The sequence below is a fragment of the Rhodosalinus sp. FB01 genome (genome assembly GCF_041365715.1).
Lineage (GTDB): Bacteria > Pseudomonadota > Alphaproteobacteria > Rhodobacterales > Rhodobacteraceae > Rhodosalinus.
Window position 1 is genome coordinate 59,482 of the sequence record NZ_JBGFSH010000009.1, and the last position, 18,601, is coordinate 78,082.

Sequence of the window (18,601 nt, forward strand, 5' to 3'; positions counted from 1 at the left end):
CGGCCTGCCATTAAACTGCGCGGCTGCGAAAATTCAATCGGGCTTGCGCATCTCCGGCACGGCCCTGTATCCGGTGCGCATATTCCAAGCTCAGGAGAAGTGATGCGCCCGTCTGGTAGAGACTTAAGCGATCTGCGCCCCGTTTCAATCGACACCGGGGTCACGAAGCACGCCGAGGGGTCGTGCATGATTCGCATGGGGGACACTCATGTTCTCTGCACCGCGACGCTGGAAGAGCGCGTGCCCCCCTTCCTGAAGGGCGCGGGCCTGGGCTGGGTCACCGCGGAATACGGGATGCTGCCGCGCGCCACCAACACGCGGATGCGCCGCGAGGCCACGGCCGGAAAACAGGGCGGGCGCACGGTCGAGATCCAGCGCCTGATCGGACGGTCGCTTCGCGCCGGGGTGGACCGGGTCGCGCGGGGAGAGCGCCAGATCACCGTCGATTGCGACGTGATCCAGGCCGATGGCGGAACGCGCTGTGCCGCGATCACGGGCGGCTGGGTCGCGCTGCGACTGGCGGTGAACAAGCTGATGAAGGCCGGCGACATCGTCTCCGACCCGCTGGGCGAACCTGTCGCGGCGGTGTCCTGCGGTCTTTACGCCGGCCAGGCCGTCCTCGACCTCGACTACGCCGAGGACAGCGAGGCCGGCGCGGACGGGAATTTCGTGATGACGGGCGACGGTCGCCTGATCGAGGTGCAGATGTCGGCCGAGGGCGCCACCTACACCCGCGCGCAGATGGAGACCCTGCTCGACCTCGCGGATGCGGGCGTGAAGCGGCTGGCCGAGGTGCAGAAAGCAGCGGTCGCGGCATGAGACGTTTCGCGGGCGATCGGCTTCTCGTGGCCACGCACAACGCGGGCAAGCTCGAAGAGATCGCGGCGTTGCTCGCGGATCACGGCGTCACGGTGACGGGCGCCGCCGCGCATGACCTGCCCGAACCCGAGGAGACCGAGACGAGTTTCGCGGGAAACGCCCGCATAAAGGCACATGCCGCGGCCCGGGCGACCGGGTTGCCTGCGCTGGCGGACGATTCCGGGCTGGAGATCGATGCGCTGGACGGGGCGCCCGGCGTGCATACCGCCGATTGGGCGGAGACGGGTGCAGGTCGCGATTTCATCCACGCGATGAGCAAGGCCCACGACGCGCTCGTCGAAACCGGCGCGCTACAACCCTGGACGGCGCGGTTTCGCTGCACGCTCGTCCTTGCCTGGCCGGACGGCCACGACGAGGTGTTCGACGGCGCGATCGAGGGGCGCATCACATGGCCGATGCGGGGCAGGCAGGGTCACGGCTACGACCCGATCTTCATTCCTGACGGTCACGACATCACCTTCGCGGAGATGGACCGCTGGAAAAAGAACCGCATGAGCCATCGCGGGCGCGCGATGGAAAAGCTGCTCGCAGGCTGTTTTGGCTGAGGATTGGCGCGCCGGCGGGTTCGGCCTTTATATCCACTGGCCTTTCTGCGCGGCCAAGTGCCCCTATTGCGATTTCAACAGCCACGTCTCGCGCGACATCGACCAGGGGCGCTGGCGCCGTGCCTACCTTGCAGAGATCGATCGCGTCGGGCGCCTGACCGCGGACAGGCGTCTTGATACCGTCTTCTTCGGCGGTGGCACGCCCAGCCTGATGGACCCCGATCTGGTGGCCGCGATCCTCGACCGGGTGCGAAGAACGTGGAAAACGGACGAAACGCTCGAGGTCACCCTGGAGGCCAACCCGACCTCCGTCGAAGCGGGCCGTTTCCGGGCCTACGGGGCGGCCGGCGTGACCCGGCTGTCGATGGGTGTGCAGGCCTTGAACGACGAGGACCTGGCGCGGCTCGGACGGCAGCATTCGGCGGCCGAGGCCCGCGCCGCCTTCGATGTCGCGCGAAGCGTTTTCGACCGCGTCAGCTTCGACCTGATCTACGCCCGCCAGCACCAGACGCTGGAGGGATGGCGCGCGGAGCTTTCCGAGGCCCTCGAGATGGCGGTGGACCATCTCTCGCTCTACCAACTCACGCTGGAGCCGGGCACAGCTTTCGCGGAGCGCGCGGCGCGGGGTGGATTGCGGGGGCTTCCGGACGAGCCGCTGGGCGCGGACATGTACGAGCTGACGCAGGAGATCTGCGCCGTCGCCGGGATGCACGGCTACGAGATTTCCAACCACGCGCGTCCCGGTGCGGAGTCGCGTCACAACCTGATCTATTGGCGCTACGGCGACTATGCCGGCATCGGGCCTGGAGCCCATGGCCGGCTGACCCTCGGCACGCGGCGCATCGGCACCGATACCGAACTTGCCCCGGACGCATGGCTGGACATGGCCGAGCGCGGGCATGGCTGGCGATCGACCGAGCCGCTTGCCGCCGCGGACGAGGCGGCCGAATGCCTGATGATGGGCCTGCGACTGCGCGAGGGCGTGTCCCTGTCGCGCCTCGCATCGCTCGATCCGAACGCGTTGCGCGAAGAGTCGATCGAAGAGCTTGCCGAACTCGGGCTGGTTGAGCGAGCGGATGATTGGCTTCGCGCGACCGATTCGGGCCGCCTTCTGTTGAACGGAGTTATCCGACAGTTATTGTCGGAATAGTGCCCTGTCGGGATTTCAGTTGCGACTCAATAGGTTACACAATGTATCAAGCTGCTCCAGCGAGTGATACCGGATCACAATGCGACCGCCATTGGTGCCCGGATCGTGCTCGATGGACACGCCCATCCCAAGCGCGGCATGAAGATCCCCTTCGAGCGCGCGGGTATCGGCGTCCTTCTCGCCGCCGCTTTGGCGCGGCGCGCGCGGTGATCGCGGCTCCTGCGCCGATTTCTTCACCAGCTTCTCGGTTTCCCGAACCGATAGCCCCTTGGCGGCCACCTGCCGGGCAATCTCTACCGGCATGTCGGTTGCGACCAGCGCCCGGGCATGGCCGGCCGACAAAATGCCCTCGCGCACCATCCCCTGCACTTCATCGGGAAGATTGAGAAGCCGCAGCAGGTTCGCGATGTGGCTGCGGCTCTTGCCCAGCGCTTGCGCCAGCTTTTCCTGGGTGTGACCGAAGCGATCCATGAGTTGACGATAGCCGGCGGCCTCTTCCAGGGGATTGAGGTCGGCGCGCTGGATGTTCTCGACGATGGCGACTTCCAGCACCTCGGTATCATCGAAGTCGCGCACGAGAACGGGGATCTCGTGAAGCTGGGCAAGTTGCGCCGCGCGCCAGCGCCGTTCGCCGGCGACGATCTGGAAAGCGCCGGGATCCCTCGGGTCCGGGCGAACGATGAGGGGCTGAAGGATCCCGCGAGCGCGGACGGACTCCGTCAGTTCCTGCAAATCGGCTTCGGCGAAATGCCGACGCGGCTGATCCGGATTGGGCGCGACCTGCTCTATGGGCACGAGGGTGTCGGGACGCCGCGGTGCCGCCTCGCCAGAGGCGTCACGCGCCGGCTCCACATCCGCCATCAGCGCCGACAGCCCGCGCCCGAGACCGCGTGCCTTGCCCTTCTTTTCCGACATGCTTCAGTCTCCGGATCAGGCTGCTACTCGGGCATGATTGCGCAAAAGCTCCGCAGCGAGAGCGCGATACGCCTCGGCACCCTTGGAGGCGGGATCGTATTGCAGCACGGGCATCGCATAGGACGGCGCCTCGCTCAGCCGGACATTGCGCGGGATCACGGTCTGGAAGACGAGCTCCCCAAGCGTTTCGCGCGCGTCGGCTTCCACCTGCTGCGAAAGATTGTTCCGGACGTCGTACATGGTCAGCACGACACCCTCGATCCGGAGGCCGGTATTCGCGGTCGACCGAACCTCGCGGATCGTCAACATGAGTTGCGACAGACCCTCGAGCGCGAAAAACTCGCTTTGCAGCGGGACGAGCACCGAATCCGCCGCCACCATCGCATTGACGGTCAGAAGGTTCAGCGACGGCGGACAATCGATCAGGATATAGTCCCAACCATACTCTGCCATGCCGGACTGTCTGAGCGCCTTTTTCAGAAGGAAGCTGCGCCGTTCCGTGGTCAGAAGCTCCATGTCGGCGGAGCTCAGATCGACGTTGGCGGGGATCAGCGCAAGCCCGTCGGGACCGCATTGGCGTATCACGTTCGCCAAGGCCACGTCTTCGAGCAGGAGATCGTATGTCGTGTAGTCGCGGCGCCCTGGTTCAACACCCAGCCCGGTGGAGGCGTTGCCTTGCGGGTCCAGATCCACGATGAGGACACGCTTTCCCTCTGCCGCAAGAGCCGCCCCGAGGTTGATCGTGGTCGTCGTCTTTCCCACACCACCCTTCTGGTTGGCGATGGCGATGATTTTCGGAACACGGGCACGGGGCGAATCAGGCACGCGCAATGTCTCCAATCGACAGGATGACGGCGGATGGGTCGGTGACACTTGGTATCGTGTCCGCCTCGAAAGTCCAAGTCCGACGGGCGTTTTCCACCTCTTCCCGCCATGTCGCGCCCTTCGGCAGAAGCGCGCGGCCCCCCGGCGCAAGATGACGCATGACCAGGCCGAGCAAGCGCTCCAGTGGCGCAAGCGCGCGGGCCGATACGATATCGGCAGCTTGTGGAGACACGGTTTCGATGCGCGCAGCGATGATGTCGGCGTTCACGTCCGTCTCTCGGATGGCCGTCGCAAGAAATGCGGCCTTTCGCGTGTCACTCTCGATGAGAACAACACGCAAATCCGGGCGAAGCTCTCGCGCGAGGATTGCGATCACCATGCCGGGAAAGCCGCCTCCACTTCCCAGATCGACCCACCGCCTGGCCGGCGGCGCGAGGTGCCAAAGCTGTGCCGAATCGGCGATGTGACGCGCCTGCAAATCCGCGAGTGCGGCCCGCGAAACGAGGTTTATGCGCGGCGACCATTTCTCGACGAGCCCGCGGAAATGATCCAGGCGCGCTCCTGTTTCACGTGAAACATCAAGCGGCAAAGTGGTGGCCGCATTACCCTGCCGCGCGCGCATGCTCACGCTCCGCTTGCCGCAGCTTTACCAAAAGCAGCGCGAGAGCCGCGGGCGTCATACCATCTATCCTGGATGCCTGGGCCAGATTGGTCGGGCGCGCCTCTTGCAGCTTGGCTTTCAACTCGTTCGAAAGCCCGGCGATTTCGGCATATTCGAACTCGCTGGGTATTGAGAGCGCCTCATCCCGACGCATCGCTTCCACATCGCGCCGCTGCCGATCGATGTAATTCGCATAAAGCGCATCTCTCTCGATCTGACGGCGAGTTTCGACATCCACTTCGCTAAGCGCCGGCTCGAACGCCTCCAGCGTCTCGACGGTCACCCCGGGCACGGAGAGCGCCGAGAAGCCGTCCCTCCGCGGCCCATCCGGGTTCACGTCAACGCCCGCCCCGGCCAACTGCCGCGGCGTGACGGACATCGCGCCAAGACGCCGCCGAGCGCTTTCAAGCGCGCCCATACGCGCCTCGAAAACCCGTTGCCGCGCTTCGGAAACACAGCCGAGCTCGGTCCCCTTGGGTGTCAGGCGCTGGTCCGCATTATCAGCCCGCAGCGCGAGCCGGAATTCCGCGCGCGACGTGAACATGCGATAGGGCTCGCTGACGCCCCGTGTCACCAGGTCATCGACCATAACGCCGATGTAGCTGTCAGAGCGGCCGAAATACACCGGCGCACCACCCTGCGCATGGCGCGCCGCGTTGAGGCCAGCAACCAAACCCTGGGCCGCAGCTTCCTCATACCCGGTCGTGCCGTTTATCTGGCCCGCCAGATAGAGCCCCGGAACCGCTTTCACCGCCAACGTCGCGTCCAACCCACGCGGGTCCACGTAGTCATATTCGATTGCATAACCCGGTTGCCGGATCACCGCGTTTTCCAGCCCGACGATCGACCGGACATAGGACTCCTGCACATCCTCTGGCAGCGACGTCGAGATGCCGTTCGGATAGACCGTCGAGACATCAAGCCCCTCGGGCTCCAGGAAGATCTGATGCGAGTCCTTGTCTGCGAACCGGACCACCTTGTCCTCGATCGACGGGCAGTAGCGCGGACCCACCCCGTCGATACGACCGCCATACATTGCCGAGCGATCCAGGTTCGCCCGGATCACCTCGTGAGTCCTTGGATTCGTGTGCGTGATCCCGCACGCGACCTGTTTCGCGAATGGCGCGCGGTTCAGGAACGAAAACATGACGGGCTCGTCATCCCCGGGCTGTTTCTGCACGCGCGACCAATCAATCGTGCGGCCATCCAGACGCGGGGGCGTGCCCGTCTTCAGCCGCCCGAGCGGCAAACCGAAGGACTCGATACGCTCCGCGAGTGGTACCGAGGGTCTGTCGCCCATGCGCCCACCCGGCCGGCTGACATCCCCGATATGGATCACGCCACGCAGGAACGTGCCCGTTGTCAGGACAACGGACGGCGCCGACAGTTCCGCGCCGTCGTGGAGGCGGACACCACGAACGGTGTCGCGCTCCATCACGAAATCGGTGACCTCTCCCTCGATCACCGAAAGGTTGGCGCAGCCGTCGATTTCCGCGGTCATCCATCTCTTGTAGAGGCCGCGATCGCTCTGGGCGCGGGGGCCCTGAACCGCCGGGCCCTTCCGGCGGTTCAAAAGGCGGAACTGAATACCGGACCGGTCCGCCACGCGGCCCATGATCCCGTCCATCGCATCGATCTCGCGCACGAGATGCCCCTTACCAAGACCCCCGATCGCCGGGTTGCACGACATCACGCCCAGCCCGTCCCGCGTGAGCGTGACGAGCGCCGTGCGAGCGCCCATTCGGGCTGCCGCATGTGCGGCTTCGCAACCGGCATGGCCCCCGCCGATCACGATGACGTCGAAGTCCTGTTTCACGTGAAACACTCCTACTTCCCGAGACAGAAGCTGGCAAATATCTCGTCCAGCAAAACCTCTACATCGATCCGTCCCACCAGCGCTTCAAGGGTTCGAATCGAGGCCCTTGTTTCCTCCGCACCGATATCATACGCCTCCGGACCACGCGTCACCAACGCCACCGCCGCTTCGAGCGACTGTTCCGCACCGATCATCGCGTCGCGATGGCGCTCTCGCGTCGCCAGTCCGGACTGGTTCACCCTCGCCCCCAGCACGTCCGCGACCCGGCGCAACAGGTCCTCTACGCCCGCACCCGTAAGACCGGACACCCCGCCCGACGCGCCGCTCAGATCGGCCTTCGCGTTCAAAATGATATCCTCTGATTGCGGTGCGATCCCTTCCACGTCTTCCTTCGCGCTGACAAGGAAAACACGCAAATCCGCTGCCGATGCACGGTCCCGGGCCCGGCTGATTCCGATCTCCTCAACGGCATCGCGCGCTTCGCGGATACCGGCCGTATCCAGAAACGTGACCGGCAAACCATGCACGTCCATCCTGACCTCGATGACATCCCGCGTCGTTCCGGCGATATCCGAGGTGATCGCGGCTTCTCTCCCGGCCAGGCGATTGAGGAGCGTGGATTTCCCGACATTCGGCGCACCGACGATCGCGACCTCGAACCCCTCCCGGACGCGCTCCGCTGCACCCATGCCACTCAACTCGGTGCTAAGCCCATCCCGGACACGGCCCAGAAGCTCCAGCACTTCCACTGACACATCTTCCGGAACCTCCTCGTCAGCGAAGTCGATCACCGCCTCCAGAAGTGCCGCCGCACGCACCAGATCCACCCTCCAGGACGCGACGCGCGCGCCAAGCGCTCCGCTCAATGCGCGCTGCGCCTGCCGCCGCTGCACCTCGGTTTCGGCTTCGATCAGATCGGCCAAGGCCTCGACCTGCGTCAGGTCGAGGCGCCCGTTTTCCATCGCGCGCCGGGTGAATTCGCCCGGTTCGGCACTCCGGCATCCGGGCAAGTCTCCAAGACAGGTCAGCACGCGTCTGACGACGGCGATACTGCCATGGCAGTGGAATTCAACGACATCTTCACCGGTGAAACTCTGACCTGCCTGAAACCGAAGCACCAGGGCCTCGTCCAGAACGTCGCCCTTGGCGTCCCGCAGCCTGCGCAGCCCGGCAAGCCGGGGCGGAGGGAGCGCCCCCGCAAGCGTCTCCGCAGCCGCGTGGGCGTCCGGGCCCGATATGCGGATGACCGACACACCGGCCTTTCCCGGGGCCGTCGCGACCGCGAAAATCGTCTCTTCCGACACGGCCTCAGGTGTTCATGGAGTCGAAGAACTCCGCGTTCGTCTTGGTCTGCTTGAGTTTCGACAGCAGGAACTCCACCGCATCGGTGGTACCCATGGGGTTGAGGATCCGCCGCAGGACGAACGTCTTCTGCATGTCTCCCTTGTCCACGAGAAGCTCTTCCTTCCGCGTGCCGGACTTCAGGATGTCGATGGCGGGGAAGACGCGCTTGTCGGCGATCTTGCGATCCAGCACGAGCTCCGAGTTGCCGGTTCCCTTGAACTCCTCGAAGATCACTTCGTCCATCCGCGAGCCCGTGTCGATGAGCGCGGTCGCGATGATCGTCAGCGACCCGCCTTCCTCGATATTGCGCGCAGCGCCGAAGAATCGCTTGGGCCGTTGCAGCGCGTTGGCATCGACGCCCCCGGTCAGCACCTTTCCCGAGGACGGCACGACGGTATTGAAGGCTCTACCAAGTCTTGTGATAGAGTCCAAAAGAATAACAACATCTCGTTTATGTTCGACCAGGCGCTTCGCTTTTTCGATCACCATCTCGCTGACGGCCACGTGCCGCGTGGCCGGTTCGTCGAAGGTCGAGGAGATCACTTCCCCTTTCACCGAACGCTGCATGTCGGTCACCTCTTCCGGGCGCTCGTCGATCAGAAGAACGATGAGATAGCACTCTGGGTGATTCTGCTCAATCGAATGAGCGATGTTCTGCAGGATCACCGTCTTGCCCGTCCGCGGCGGCGCGACGATCAGGCTTCGCTGGCCCTTTCCGATCGGCGCCACCAGATCGATGATACGGGCCGAACGATCCTTGATGGTCGGGTCCTCAATTTCCATCTTCAGCCGCTCGTCGGGATAAAGCGGCGTCAGGTTGTCGAAGGCTATCTTGTGGCGGGCCTTCGCCGGGTCCTCGAAGTTGATCTTGTTCACCGCCGTGAGCGCGAAATAGCGCTCGTCGCCATCGGGCGCCTTGATCACGCCCTCGATCGTGTCCCCGGTGCGCAGGCTGTATTGCCGGATCATGTCGGGCGACACGTAGATGTCGTCCGGGCCCGGGAGGTAGTTCGCCTCGGGGGACCGCAGGAAGCCGAACCCGTCCTGCAGCACCTCGACCACGCCATCGCCAGAGACTTCCCAGCCCTCGTCCGCGCGCTCGCGCAGGATCTGGAACATCATCTCGCCCTTGCGCATGGTCGAGGCGTTCTCGATCTCGAGCTCCTCCGCCATGGCAAGAAGATCCTTGGGGCTCTTGGCCTTCAGGTCGGCAAGATTGAGACGCTCTTCGGTCATGAAAACACCGTTCCGGATCGCCTGCGCGGCCGTGATCCGCTTTGTCTGGGGATGGAGGTATACTGCCCGGACAGGCAGTCGTCGTCAGTTAATCGCGTGCGTGCCGCGAGTCAATCGCGCTCACCACTTCACGACGACCGACAGCACGATCACGATCATCAGAAGCGTCGGAACCTCGTTCATCAAGCGGTAGCGCCGCCCGGACAGCGCGTTTCGCCCGCCCTCGAAGTCCTTGCGCCGCAGACCGAGCCAATGATGGAACCAGGTCATCGCGATCACGGCGAGCCCTTTTGTCCAGACCCAGATCTCGGTCCAGTGCGCCCCCGCTTGCGGGGTGAAGAGAAGCAGAAGCCCCACCACCCATGTGACGATCATGGACGGGTTCATGATCAATCTCAGAAGCTTGGATTCCATGATCTGAAGGGTCGGGTCCAGCGCGTCCCCCGGCGTCGCGCGTTCCGCGTGGTAGACGTAGAGCCTCGGCAGGTAGAACAATCCGGCCATCCAGGCGATGACCGCCATGATGTGCAGAGACTTCGTCCAGGGATAGATCAGGGCCAGCCAGTCCGTCACGGTCCGTACCTTCTTTGCAAGTCGGGCGAGCCTTAATGAAATATATATAGAGAAGAAAGGTAGATGTTCTTGTAGGGGCCGCCTCTGGATGTGGATTACCGGGCCTTGCACGAAACTTTTCACAGCACCGAGTCGCTTGTGGACAGACATGTGGAAGCAGTGGGACCGAAAGGGTTAAAATTGTAAAATCAACGCGGTACACGGACCCGACTTGCGGATGAAAGATGAAGACATGCGGCACACGGAGCCGGAGGCCGAGCTTCTCCACACCTCCAAACTGTCCCTTGTCACAGCCGGACGACTGCGGGAGAAAGCAAGTGGAGCAGGCGGGTGGTTCACATGGCATGAGGCTGCTTCGGCGAGGTCCCCGGCCACCCCCGTCACAATGCCGCGTTTTCCCACGGAGTTGTGCACATGAGCGACGCGATTGTCCTCGCCTCGGGATCGGCCATCCGCGCGTCGATGCTGCGCCAGGCCGGTCTCGAGATCGAGACGGTGCCGGCCCGTCTCGACGAGAGCGCGGTGAAAGCATCAATGGAAGCCGACGGCACGCCGCCGCGCGACCTGGCCGACGCGCTAGCCGAGATGAAGGCGCGCAAGGTCAGCGACCGCATGCCGGGCAGGCTCGTTCTGGGCTGCGATCAGGTTCTGGCGCATGAAGGGTCGATGCTGTCCAAGCCCCGGTCGCTGGAGGAGGCGCGCGACCAAGTGCAACGTCTGCGCGGGACCTCGCATCGGCTTCTGTCGGCGGCCGTCGCGTGCCGGGACGGCCGCCCGCTCTGGCGGCATGTGGGCGAGGCGCGTCTGGTCATGCGGGAGTTTTCCGACCAGTATCTGGCGGACTACGTGGCGAGGAACTGGCCGGGTCTGGGGGAGAGTGTGGGCGGCTACAAGCTGGAGGAGGAGGGCGTGAGGCTCTTTTCCGCCATCGAGGGCGATCACTTCTCGATCCTCGGTCTGCCGCTCCTTCCTCTGCTGTCCTGGCTCACGGTGGCAGGGGAGATCGAAGGATGACAGAGGTCGCGAAGATACCTCTTGCAGGCGTGGTGGGTCACCCGGTGGCGCATTCCCGGTCCCCCCGGCTGCACGCTCACTGGCTGCGCGCCATGGGATTGCGCGGCCATTACATCCCGATGGACGTAGCGTCAGCCGATCTTGCCGAGGTGATCCGCACCTTGCCGAAGGCCGGCTTCGTCGGCGTGAACATCACCATTCCCCACAAGGAAAAGGTGCTCGATCTCGCGGATCTTGTGACGGATCGGGCCACTCTGATCGGCGCAGCGAACACCCTCATCTTCCGCAAGGACGGGCGCATTCACGCGGACAATACCGATGGGTACGGTTTCATCGAGAACCTGCGCCGGAACGCGCCGGGATGGGATGCAAGCGGTGGGCCTGTGGTCGTGCTGGGTGCAGGTGGCGCGGCGCGCGCGGTGGTTGCCTCGCTGCTCGATGCCGGCGCGCCCGAGATCATCCTGACGAACCGGACACGGGCCCGGGCCGAGACGATCAGGCAGGATTTCGGAACCCGCATCCGGGTCGAGGACTGGGTGCAGGCCGGCAACGTGATCGAGGAGGCCGCAACCGTGGTCAACACGACCTCCCTCGGCATGCAGGGCCAGCCAGAGCTTCGGGTGCCGCTCGACGGGTTGCGGCGGGATGCGGTGGTGACCGATCTGGTCTACACGCCGCTTCAGACGCGGCTTCTGAAAGTGGCCGCCGGGATGGGTTGCGTGACGGTCGATGGCCTCGGGATGCTGATCCACCAGGCGATTCCGGGATTCGAGCGCTGGTTCGGCGAACGCCCGGAGGTGACGGAAGCCACGCGCGAGGTCATCCTGAAATGACGTTCCGGCTGGGTCTGACGGGGTCCATCGGAATGGGCAAGTCCACCACGGCGGCAATGTTCGCCGACGAGGGGTGCGAGGTTTGGGACGCCGACGCCGCGGTGCATCGTGCCTATGCCGCCGGTGGCGCCGCCGTCGAGCCGATCGGTGCGCTCTTTCCCGAAGCGCTTGAGGGCGGCGAAGTGTCGCGCGACGCGCTCAGGCGGCGCATCGCGGAAGACCCGGACGCCCTCGCCCGCGTCGAGGCGATCGTCCACCCGATCGTGGCCGAGGATCGGCGCCGCGCCGCCCGGAAAACGCAGGCCGACATCATCGTCTTCGACATCCCGCTGCTGTTCGAAACCGGCGCGGATGCGATGATGGATGCCACCGTTTGCGTCACGGTCGACGAGGAGACCCAGCGCCGGCGCGTCCTGTCTCGACCGGGGATGACGGACGCGCAATTCGAGGCGATCCTCTCCAAGCAGATGCCAAGCACGGAGAAGGAAGCGCGCGCCGATCATGTCGTGGTGACCGACACGCCCGAACACGCCCGTGCACAGGTGCGTGCGATCGTCGCGGAAATCAGGGAGAAGTTGGCAGATGCGTGAAATCGTTCTGGATACGGAAACGACCGGTTTCGACCCCGAGAGGGGCGATCGCATCGTCGAGATCGGCGCGCTGGAGCTTTTCAATCACGTTCCCACTGGCCGAACCTTTCACCAGTACATCAACCCCGAGCGCCCGATGCCGCAAGACGCCTTCCAGGTCCATGGCCTGGGCGACGATTTCCTGCGGGACAAGCCCCTCTTCGCCGTGATCGCGCAGCCGTTCCTCGACTTCGTGGGCGGCGATGCCAAGCTCGTCATTCACAACGCGGCGTTCGACATGAAGTTCCTGAATGCCGAGCTGGGCCGGCTGGGCCATCCCGTGCTGCCATGGGAAAGGGCGATAGATACCCTGACGATCGCGCGGCAACGCTTTCCCGGATCGCCCGCTTCTCTCGACGCGCTCTGTCGCCGCTTCGGCGTCGACAACGGGGCCCGCACGCTTCACGGGGCCCTGCTCGATGCGGAAATCCTCGCCGAGGTCTACCTGGAGCTGATCGGCGGCCGCCAGCCGGATCTCGTCCTGGCACCGGTATCGAAGACACGGTGGGACGGATACGGCGAGGCGGGCCATCACAGGATGGAGCCGCGCCCGCGCCCCTTGCCCCCGCGCATCACCGAGGAGGAACGCGCGTCCCACGCCGCGCTCGTGGAGCGCCTGGGCGACACGGCCCTCTGGCCGCGCTGACGCGTCAGGCGTCCGCGCGGGGCGGCGCGCCGGCCTCGTCGGTCTGTTGCTTCTGCTCGGCCTGGAGCCGCACGAGCTCGTTGCGGTAAAGTTGCAGGAAGTCGATGTTCTCGAGGTTGAGTGGCGGGAAGCCCCCGTCGCGGCTGACATCGCTGACGATCCGGCGAAGATACGGAAAGAGCATCCGGGGACATTCGATCATCAGGTATGGGTGCAACTGCTCCCGCGCCACGTTCTCGACGTGGAAGACGCCGGCATAATCGATTTCCATGAGGAAGAGCGGATCGCCGGTTTCTTTCGAGGCCGACGTGATCGAGAGCTTGATGATCACTTCGTACTGGTTCTCGGCCTCGCGCTTGCGCGCATCCAGATTGACCTTCACTTGGATGTCCGGCTGGCCTTCGCTGCGCGCGCCCTTTTGCACGAGGATGTTCTCGAACGACATGTCGCGCACGTACTGCGCGAGCACGCTCATCTTGACGGGCTGCTGGCCTTGCTGCTGCGCGGACTGTTGATCCGCCTGCCCCGCGCCGCCCGCGCCGTTTTCGGTTTCGGCCATCACGTCACTCCAGACTGGGATTGGATCTCGCTTCGACGGCGCTCTTAGCAGCCGCGCCCGCCCGCCTCAATGCCGTATGGCGGCACGCACTCAATGATGGGTCCATCCGGACCGGGGGCGGTGCGTGGGATTCTTGGGTGGCGGCGCCTCTTCCCACTCCCCTTCGATCACGTCGTCGCGGGGATGCGGCGCGTGGGGCGGCGGGCCGCCCGGACCGGAGCGATGGATGACGATACGACGTATCGCGTGTCGGATGACCAGAGCGCGCACCTGCGGCACGAGGAGAAGGAAACCGACGGTGTCGGTGAAGAAACCGGGCGTCAGCAGCAAGGCGCCGGAAAAGAGAATCATCGCCCCGTGGGCCAGCGGCGCTGCGGGATCCTCCAGCCGCTCGAGGCTTCGTTGCAACTTCCGCAGGGCCTCGAGGCCCTGATTGCGCACCGCCGCCGCGCCGACGAGGGCGGTGACGACGACAATTGCCAGAGTGGGCCAGAGCCCGATCAGGCCGCCCACCTCGATGAAAAGGGCGATTTCGATCAACGGGATCGCCAGAAAGGCGAGAAAAAGCCACATGCGACGTCCCCCCGGTCAGTCGTGCGCGCGGTGGACTTGACCGCGCAAGTTCCCTACATAAGTGCGGTGAACGACATTTTCCAACCGTGCCCCAAGAGGACTAGATGAACTCTCCTCTCCTGCAGCTTCTGGTGCTGGCCGGCATCGCCGTATTCCTGATCCTGCGCCTGCGAAGCGTGCTGGGCACGCGTGAGGGGTTCGAGAAGCCCCCCGTCGCGGAACGCGGGGGGTCCGCCCCTCCCCGCCGCCCCGAATTCGAGGTGATCGACGGGGGCCCCGACGAGGATATCACCGACCACGTCCCCACCGACAGCGACGCGGCGGACGCCTTCGCCCGGATGAAGTCTGTGGACCCGACCTTCGGTGTGGCCGACTTCCTCCAGGGTGCGCGAGCGGCCTACGAGATGATCCTCATGGGCTTCGAGAAAGGCGACATGGACGCGCTCAAGCCGTTTCTCGCCGACGACGTCTACGAAAGCTTCGAAGAGGTGATCCGCGCCCGCGAGGAGCAGGGCCTTTCGGTCGAGGCGGAGTTCGTGGGTGTGCGCGATCTGTCGGTGGTGGACGCAAGCTTCCATTCCGAAAGCCGCCTGGCCGAGATCACGGTACGGTTCGTCGGCGAGCTTACCTCGGTCGTGCGCGACAAGGATGGCAACATCGTCGAAGGCAGCCCCACCGAAGTCCGCCGTCAGAAGGACATCTGGACCTTCGCACGCGTCATGGGCACCGACGATCCCAACTGGCAGCTTGTCGCCACGGGTGAGTGATGCGCGGCGCGCTGCGAGCGATCGCCGTGGCGATGCTCGCGGTGGCCGGCACTGACGCGCCGGCGGAGCGTTCCGTCTCGATCCTGTCCTTCGAGCAGCTGGATGGCTGGGCGGAGGACGATCACGCGGCCGCGCTCGCGGTGTTTCTCGAAACCTGCCCCGACCTAGACGCACGCGACTGGCAATCCCTCTGTGCGCTCGCCCAGAACCAGACGGACGCGCGCACTTTCTTCGAGCTGTTCTTCCGTCCGGTGCTGATCGAGGACGGCGCGCCGCCTCTCTTCACCGGGTATTTCGAGCCGGAACTGAACGGCTCGCGCCAGCGCACGCCGCGATACCGCCACCCCGTCTACCGCGTTCCGCCCGAGCTCCCCGGCGGCCGGCCCTGGTTGTCCCGCCGGCAGATCCTGACATCCGGGCTGCTCGAGAATCGCGGGTTGGAAATCGCGTGGGTCGACGACCCGGTGGAGCTTTTCTTTCTCCAGATCCAGGGGTCCGGTCGCATCAGGCTGGACGACGGATCGGTCATCCGCGTCGGCTATGGCGGGGCGAACGGACATCCCTACCGCTCCGTCGGGCAGGAACTCGTGCGCCGTGGCGTCTACGCGCCGCACCAGGTCTCGGCGCAGGTGATCGGCGCCTGGGTGCGCCGGAACCCGGATGCCGGCCGGGAACTGCTGTTTCACAACCCGTCCTACGTGTTTTTCCGCGAGGTGACCAATGTGCCCGCGGAGCGGGGGCCGCTGGGGGCCATGAACCGTTCCGTCACGGCGCTGCGGTCGATCGCGGTCGATCCAGCGCATGTGCCGCTCGGTGCGCCGGTCTGGGTCGAGAAAGACGGCGCCGACCCGATGCGCCGGCTGATGGTCGCGCAGGATACGGGGTCCGCGATCAAGGGCGCGCAACGGGCCGACATCTTCTTCGGGACCGGCCCACGCGCCGGCCGCCGCGCCGGCCGGTTGCGGGATCCCGGCCGGATGGTGGTGCTGATGCCCATCCAGCGTGCCTACGCGATGTTGCCGGAGTCGTTGCAGTGACCCGCCGGCGCCTGAGTTCCGAGGATCTCGCGCTCTGGCGGCAAGTCGCCCGAAGCGCCGAACGGCTGCATGCCGATCGCCCCCCGCGCGACGAGGGGGAGCGCGCGGATCGGGCGCCGTCACCGGCCCCCCGGCGGTCTGCGGGCCCCGCGGTGCCTGCGGGGTTCCGGATCGGCGGGGCTGCGCCGGCATCCGGCGGCGCCCGCGATCTGGCGCCGGATCTCTCGGCGCGGGTCGAAGCCGCGCCGCTTCGGATGGACCGGAAGACACATCAGAAAATGAAGCGCGGGCGGCTCGACCCGGAGGCGCGGATCGATCTTCACGGCATGACGCTGGACGAGGCGCACCCCGCGCTCGTCTCGTTCATCCTCGCAAGCCAGGCGGCGGGACGACGGCTGGTGCTCGTCATCACCGGAAAGGGCCGGCGCGCGGAGGATCAGGGCCCGATCCCGCGCCGTCAGGGTGTGCTGCGCCATCAGCTTCCGCACTGGCTCTCGACGCCGCCTTTGTCGCAGGCCGTGTTGCAGGTGCGCGAGGCCCATCTGAAGCATGGCGGCGGCGGGGCCTACTATGTCTACCTTCGCCGGCGCTAGGCCGGTCGCGACAGAAGCGGCCGCGCCCGCGTCACGCCCATCGCCATTAGCGCGCTCGCGAAGGCGAAATATACGGCGACCGCAAGGTACTGCGCTTCAAGCCCGACGCCGAGACCGATCAGCGCACCCGTGACCCCCGGACCGATCGCGGTGCCCAACACCATGACCGCGGCGGCCATCGCCTTGATCCCACCAAGATGGCGCGTGCCGTAGAATTCGGCCCAGAAGGCGTTGGGAAGCGTCACGTTGGCGCCTGTCGTGACCCCGAGCAGAAAGATCCCGAAGAGTGCGGCCGAAGGCGTGGTTGCCGTGGCGAAGATGACGAAGGCGCCCACCATCGGAAGCTGGAACCAGGGCATGAGGCGGCCGGTCCCCACCCGGTCGAGCGCCCAGCCCGACACGAGCATCGAGGTGACGCCCGTGACCGTGTAGACCGGAAAGAGCGCCACGAGGCTGAGATGGGTCCAGCCCTTGATCTCGGCGAAGTGCACCTGCTGGAAGAAGAAGGCGGTGTTGAACGCGGCTGGCCCCAGAAGCGCAGGGACCATGAACCAGAAAAGCCAATGGCGAAGCCCTTCTCGGCGCGTCCAGTGACGGTCCAACATGCCCAAGGTCGCGCCGCCCTCGGCTGCGAAGGACTGCGGCGTGCGCTCCCGGACGAGAAGGAGGCGCAGAAGCGGGATACCGGCCAGCGCCATGACGGCGGCGAGTACCCACAGGACGCGCCAGTCCAGCACAGTGAGAAGCGCGACGAAGGTGATGGGCAGCAACGCCTCGCCGATGGCGGTGCCCAGGGTGGCGATGGAAAGCGCGCGCCCCCGCGCGGCGATGAACCAGCGAGACATCGCCACCATCGCGATATGGCTTGTCATGCCCTGGCCGGTGAATCGGAGTGCCAGGATGACCAGGGGAATCGCCCAGGCTCCCGGAACGGCGGCCATGGTCAGGCAGGCGATGGCCAGAAGACCCAGAATGGCCGTGCCGAGCGTCCGGGCCCGGAACCGGTCGGTAAGGGCGCCCGCCCACAGCATGGCAAGCGCGGAAGCCCCGGTGCCCAGCGTGTAGATCGCACCCCACGCCGCATGGCCGAGATCGAAGGCGGCGCGGATCTCGCCCGCGAAGACGGATATGAAATACGTCTGTCCGAAGCTCGACAGGAACGCCAGCAACGCCCCGGCCGAGAGCCAGCGCGCATTGAGCCTCAGGAAATCGCGGTTGTCCATTCCGGCTTCCTGCGCGCTCGGCACGCCGGGCGCAAGCGCCGCGCATTCCCCACATGCCGAGCCCCTCGTGCCACTGCCGATCAGACGCAAGGGCGGCGTTGCGTGAAACGTCGACCTTGCCGGTCCCGGTGCCGCCCGGGCCTCGTGCGTGCGCCGCACGTGCCGGGGCGACAGCTCTGCCCGCACATCCTCGGGGTCAGGTTCTATGCAACTTGCAAGCGCCGTGTTGACATGTCTGGCACAGGGCTAAACTGTCTCATCAGGACAAAACCATGGAGACAGCAATGACAGCCAGAACGATGACTGCGCTTCTCGCAGCCTGCCTCGCCACGCCGGTGGTCGCGCAGGAGTTCAGCGGCGACCCGGAAGCCGGGGAAAGCCTGTTCAACCGCTGCAAGGCCTGCCACATGATCGTGGACGATTCCGGCGAGCAGATCGTGCGGGGCGGGCCCGTCGGGCCGAACCTCTACGGCGTGATGGGGGGCCCCGCCGCCGAAGTAGAGGATTTCCGCTACGGCGACGGCATCCAGAAGGCCGCCGAGATGGGCCTCGAGTGGACCGAGGAAAGCTTCGTGGCCTACGTCCAGGATCCGCAGGGTTTCCTGCGCGATTACACCGACGACAGCGGCGTGCGTTCCAAGATGGCGTTCCGTCTGAACACCGGCATGGAAGACGTCTACGCCTATCTCGTGAGCGTCAGCAGCGAGTAATCGACGCCTTCGGTTTGTTGCGAAGGGCGCCCTCGGGCGCCCTTCCCGTTTCCCGGCCTCACGCGCGTTTCCG

General features: G+C 65.5%; 21 protein-coding genes. 11 read left to right on the forward strand and 10 right to left on the reverse strand.

Going from position 1 to position 18,601, the window contains the following annotated elements:
- Positions 1 to 102: 102 nt before the first annotated feature.
- Genes rph through hemW form a run of 3 tightly spaced genes read left to right on the forward strand, consistent with a single transcriptional unit; the run spans position 103 to position 2,574 of the window.
- Positions 103 to 819 (forward strand): ribonuclease PH, encoded by a 717-nt coding sequence (rph, locus tag AB6A65_RS13135; protein ID WP_371038843.1) that lies wholly within the window; start codon positions 103 to 105, stop codon positions 817 to 819.
- Positions 816 to 1,424, forward strand: coding sequence for an RdgB/HAM1 family non-canonical purine NTP pyrophosphatase (gene rdgB, locus AB6A65_RS13140; RefSeq protein WP_371038844.1), 609 nt, complete (start codon positions 816 to 818; stop codon positions 1,422 to 1,424). The genes rph and rdgB overlap by 4 nt, the downstream gene beginning before the upstream one ends.
- Entirely contained in the window at positions 1,417 to 2,574 is a 1,158-nt protein-coding gene (gene hemW, locus AB6A65_RS13145; RefSeq protein WP_371038845.1) for a radical SAM family heme chaperone HemW, read from the forward strand. The genes rdgB and hemW overlap by 8 nt, the downstream gene beginning before the upstream one ends.
- Positions 2,575 to 2,589: 15 nt before the next feature.
- Here hemW and AB6A65_RS13150 read toward each other — a convergent pair whose 3' ends face one another.
- The 7 genes from AB6A65_RS13150 to hemJ all read right to left on the reverse strand — a co-directional run bounded on the left by AB6A65_RS13150 (position 2,590) and on the right by hemJ (position 9,944).
- The gene (locus tag AB6A65_RS13150) at positions 2,590 to 3,489 is read right to left on the reverse strand and encodes a ParB/RepB/Spo0J family partition protein (protein ID WP_371038846.1); all 900 of its coding nucleotides are present in this window, start codon (positions 3,487 to 3,489) and stop codon (positions 2,590 to 2,592) included.
- A gap of 15 nt (positions 3,490 to 3,504) precedes the next feature.
- Positions 3,505 to 4,314 (reverse strand): ParA family protein, encoded by an 810-nt coding sequence (locus tag AB6A65_RS13155; RefSeq protein ID WP_371038847.1) that lies wholly within the window; start codon positions 4,312 to 4,314, stop codon positions 3,505 to 3,507.
- Positions 4,307 to 4,936: a 16S rRNA (guanine(527)-N(7))-methyltransferase RsmG gene (gene rsmG / locus AB6A65_RS13160; RefSeq protein WP_371038848.1), complete on the reverse strand. Its 630-nt coding sequence runs from the start codon at positions 4,934 to 4,936 to the stop codon at positions 4,307 to 4,309. Before rsmG ends, AB6A65_RS13155 begins: the two co-directional genes overlap by 8 nt.
- Positions 4,917 to 6,800, reverse strand: a complete 1,884-nt coding sequence (gene mnmG / locus AB6A65_RS13165; RefSeq protein WP_371038849.1) for a tRNA uridine-5-carboxymethylaminomethyl(34) synthesis enzyme MnmG — start codon at positions 6,798 to 6,800, stop codon at positions 4,917 to 4,919. Before mnmG ends, rsmG begins: the two co-directional genes overlap by 20 nt.
- 2 nt (positions 6,801 to 6,802) lie before the next feature.
- A complete protein-coding gene (gene mnmE / locus AB6A65_RS13170; RefSeq protein WP_371038850.1) occupies positions 6,803 to 8,095 on the reverse strand; it encodes a tRNA uridine-5-carboxymethylaminomethyl(34) synthesis GTPase MnmE in 1,293 nt (430 codons plus the stop codon).
- A 4-nt stretch (positions 8,096 to 8,099) separates the two neighbouring features.
- A complete protein-coding gene (gene rho, locus AB6A65_RS13175; protein WP_371038851.1) occupies positions 8,100 to 9,371 on the reverse strand; it encodes a transcription termination factor Rho in 1,272 nt (423 codons plus the stop codon).
- A gap of 120 nt (positions 9,372 to 9,491) precedes the next feature.
- Complete coding sequence (gene hemJ / locus AB6A65_RS13180) at positions 9,492 to 9,944, reverse strand: protoporphyrinogen oxidase HemJ (protein ID WP_371038852.1); 453 nt, start codon at positions 9,942 to 9,944, stop codon at positions 9,492 to 9,494.
- Positions 9,945 to 10,358: 414 nt separating this feature from the next.
- Here hemJ and AB6A65_RS13185 point away from each other — a divergent pair, with 414 nt between their 5' ends.
- Genes AB6A65_RS13185 through dnaQ form a run of 4 tightly spaced genes read left to right on the forward strand, consistent with a single transcriptional unit; the run spans position 10,359 to position 13,066 of the window.
- Entirely contained in the window at positions 10,359 to 10,958 is a 600-nt protein-coding gene (locus AB6A65_RS13185; RefSeq protein WP_371038853.1) for a nucleoside triphosphate pyrophosphatase, read from the forward strand.
- The gene (locus tag AB6A65_RS13190; RefSeq protein WP_371038854.1) at positions 10,955 to 11,791 is read left to right on the forward strand and encodes a shikimate dehydrogenase; all 837 of its coding nucleotides are present in this window, start codon (positions 10,955 to 10,957) and stop codon (positions 11,789 to 11,791) included. The genes AB6A65_RS13185 and AB6A65_RS13190 overlap by 4 nt, the downstream gene beginning before the upstream one ends.
- Positions 11,788 to 12,381, forward strand: a complete 594-nt coding sequence (gene coaE, locus AB6A65_RS13195) for a dephospho-CoA kinase (protein ID WP_371038855.1) — start codon at positions 11,788 to 11,790, stop codon at positions 12,379 to 12,381. Before AB6A65_RS13190 ends, coaE begins: the two co-directional genes overlap by 4 nt.
- Positions 12,374 to 13,066 (forward strand): DNA polymerase III subunit epsilon, encoded by a 693-nt coding sequence (gene dnaQ, locus AB6A65_RS13200; RefSeq protein WP_371038856.1) that lies wholly within the window; start codon positions 12,374 to 12,376, stop codon positions 13,064 to 13,066. Before coaE ends, dnaQ begins: the two co-directional genes overlap by 8 nt.
- Before the next feature lie 4 nt (positions 13,067 to 13,070).
- Here the strand turns inward: dnaQ and secB are convergent, their stop codons facing one another.
- Entirely contained in the window at positions 13,071 to 13,625 is a 555-nt protein-coding gene (gene secB, locus AB6A65_RS13205; protein ID WP_371038857.1) for a protein-export chaperone SecB, read from the reverse strand.
- Between the two features lie 90 nt (positions 13,626 to 13,715).
- On the reverse strand, positions 13,716 to 14,198 hold the full coding sequence (locus AB6A65_RS13210; protein WP_371038858.1) for an FxsA family protein: 483 nt from the start codon (positions 14,196 to 14,198) through the stop codon (positions 13,716 to 13,718).
- A 104-nt stretch (positions 14,199 to 14,302) separates the two neighbouring features.
- Between AB6A65_RS13210 and AB6A65_RS13215 the strand changes: the two genes are divergently transcribed.
- The 3 genes from AB6A65_RS13215 to AB6A65_RS13225 are packed head-to-tail and all read left to right on the forward strand — an operon-like array spanning position 14,303 to position 16,595.
- Positions 14,303 to 14,965: a Tim44/TimA family putative adaptor protein gene (locus tag AB6A65_RS13215; protein WP_371038859.1), complete on the forward strand. Its 663-nt coding sequence runs from the start codon at positions 14,303 to 14,305 to the stop codon at positions 14,963 to 14,965.
- On the forward strand, positions 14,965 to 16,002 hold the full coding sequence (locus tag AB6A65_RS13220) for a murein transglycosylase A (RefSeq protein ID WP_371038860.1): 1,038 nt from the start codon (positions 14,965 to 14,967) through the stop codon (positions 16,000 to 16,002). The genes AB6A65_RS13215 and AB6A65_RS13220 overlap by 1 nt, the downstream gene beginning before the upstream one ends.
- Positions 15,999 to 16,595 (forward strand): Smr/MutS family protein, encoded by a 597-nt coding sequence (locus AB6A65_RS13225; protein ID WP_371038861.1) that lies wholly within the window; start codon positions 15,999 to 16,001, stop codon positions 16,593 to 16,595. The genes AB6A65_RS13220 and AB6A65_RS13225 overlap by 4 nt, the downstream gene beginning before the upstream one ends.
- On the opposite strand, the gene AB6A65_RS13230 is transcribed toward AB6A65_RS13225, so the two are convergent.
- Positions 16,592 to 17,818, reverse strand: coding sequence for an MFS transporter (locus AB6A65_RS13230; RefSeq protein ID WP_371038862.1), 1,227 nt, complete (start codon positions 17,816 to 17,818; stop codon positions 16,592 to 16,594). The two genes, AB6A65_RS13225 and AB6A65_RS13230, sit on opposite strands and share 4 nt — an antisense overlap.
- Before the next feature lie 284 nt (positions 17,819 to 18,102).
- Between AB6A65_RS13230 and AB6A65_RS13235 the strand changes: the two genes are divergently transcribed.
- The gene (locus AB6A65_RS13235; protein ID WP_371038863.1) at positions 18,103 to 18,528 is read left to right on the forward strand and encodes a cytochrome c family protein; all 426 of its coding nucleotides are present in this window, start codon (positions 18,103 to 18,105) and stop codon (positions 18,526 to 18,528) included.
- Positions 18,529 to 18,601 lie beyond the last annotated feature (73 nt).

Excerpts from the sequence above, each read along its gene's own strand:
- rho (WP_371038851.1), bottom strand. The coding sequence starts at position 9,371 with ATGACCGAAGAGCGTCTCAATCTTGCCGACCTGAAGGCCAAGAGCCCC.
- AB6A65_RS13235 (WP_371038863.1), top strand. The coding sequence starts at position 18,103 with ATGACAGCCAGAACGATGACTGCGCTTCTCGCAGCCTGCCTCGCCACG.
- AB6A65_RS13185 (WP_371038853.1), top strand. The coding sequence starts at position 10,359 with ATGAGCGACGCGATTGTCCTCGCCTCGGGATCGGCCATCCGCGCGTCG.
- AB6A65_RS13150 (WP_371038846.1), bottom strand. The coding sequence starts at position 3,489 with ATGTCGGAAAAGAAGGGCAAGGCACGCGGTCTCGGGCGCGGGCTGTCG.
- coaE (WP_371038855.1), top strand. The coding sequence starts at position 11,788 with ATGACGTTCCGGCTGGGTCTGACGGGGTCCATCGGAATGGGCAAGTCC.
- AB6A65_RS13220 (WP_371038860.1), top strand. The coding sequence starts at position 14,965 with ATGCGCGGCGCGCTGCGAGCGATCGCCGTGGCGATGCTCGCGGTGGCC.
- secB (WP_371038857.1), bottom strand. The coding sequence starts at position 13,625 with ATGGCCGAAACCGAAAACGGCGCGGGCGGCGCGGGGCAGGCGGATCAA.
- AB6A65_RS13215 (WP_371038859.1), top strand. The coding sequence starts at position 14,303 with ATGAACTCTCCTCTCCTGCAGCTTCTGGTGCTGGCCGGCATCGCCGTA.
- AB6A65_RS13190 (WP_371038854.1), top strand. The coding sequence starts at position 10,955 with ATGACAGAGGTCGCGAAGATACCTCTTGCAGGCGTGGTGGGTCACCCG.
- AB6A65_RS13230 (WP_371038862.1), bottom strand. The coding sequence starts at position 17,818 with ATGGACAACCGCGATTTCCTGAGGCTCAATGCGCGCTGGCTCTCGGCC.
- dnaQ (WP_371038856.1), top strand. The coding sequence starts at position 12,374 with ATGCGTGAAATCGTTCTGGATACGGAAACGACCGGTTTCGACCCCGAG.
- AB6A65_RS13210 (WP_371038858.1), bottom strand. The coding sequence starts at position 14,198 with ATGTGGCTTTTTCTCGCCTTTCTGGCGATCCCGTTGATCGAAATCGCC.
- rdgB (WP_371038844.1), top strand. The coding sequence starts at position 816 with ATGAGACGTTTCGCGGGCGATCGGCTTCTCGTGGCCACGCACAACGCG.
- rph (WP_371038843.1), top strand. The coding sequence starts at position 103 with ATGCGCCCGTCTGGTAGAGACTTAAGCGATCTGCGCCCCGTTTCAATC.
- rsmG (WP_371038848.1), bottom strand. The coding sequence starts at position 4,936 with ATGCGCGCGCGGCAGGGTAATGCGGCCACCACTTTGCCGCTTGATGTT.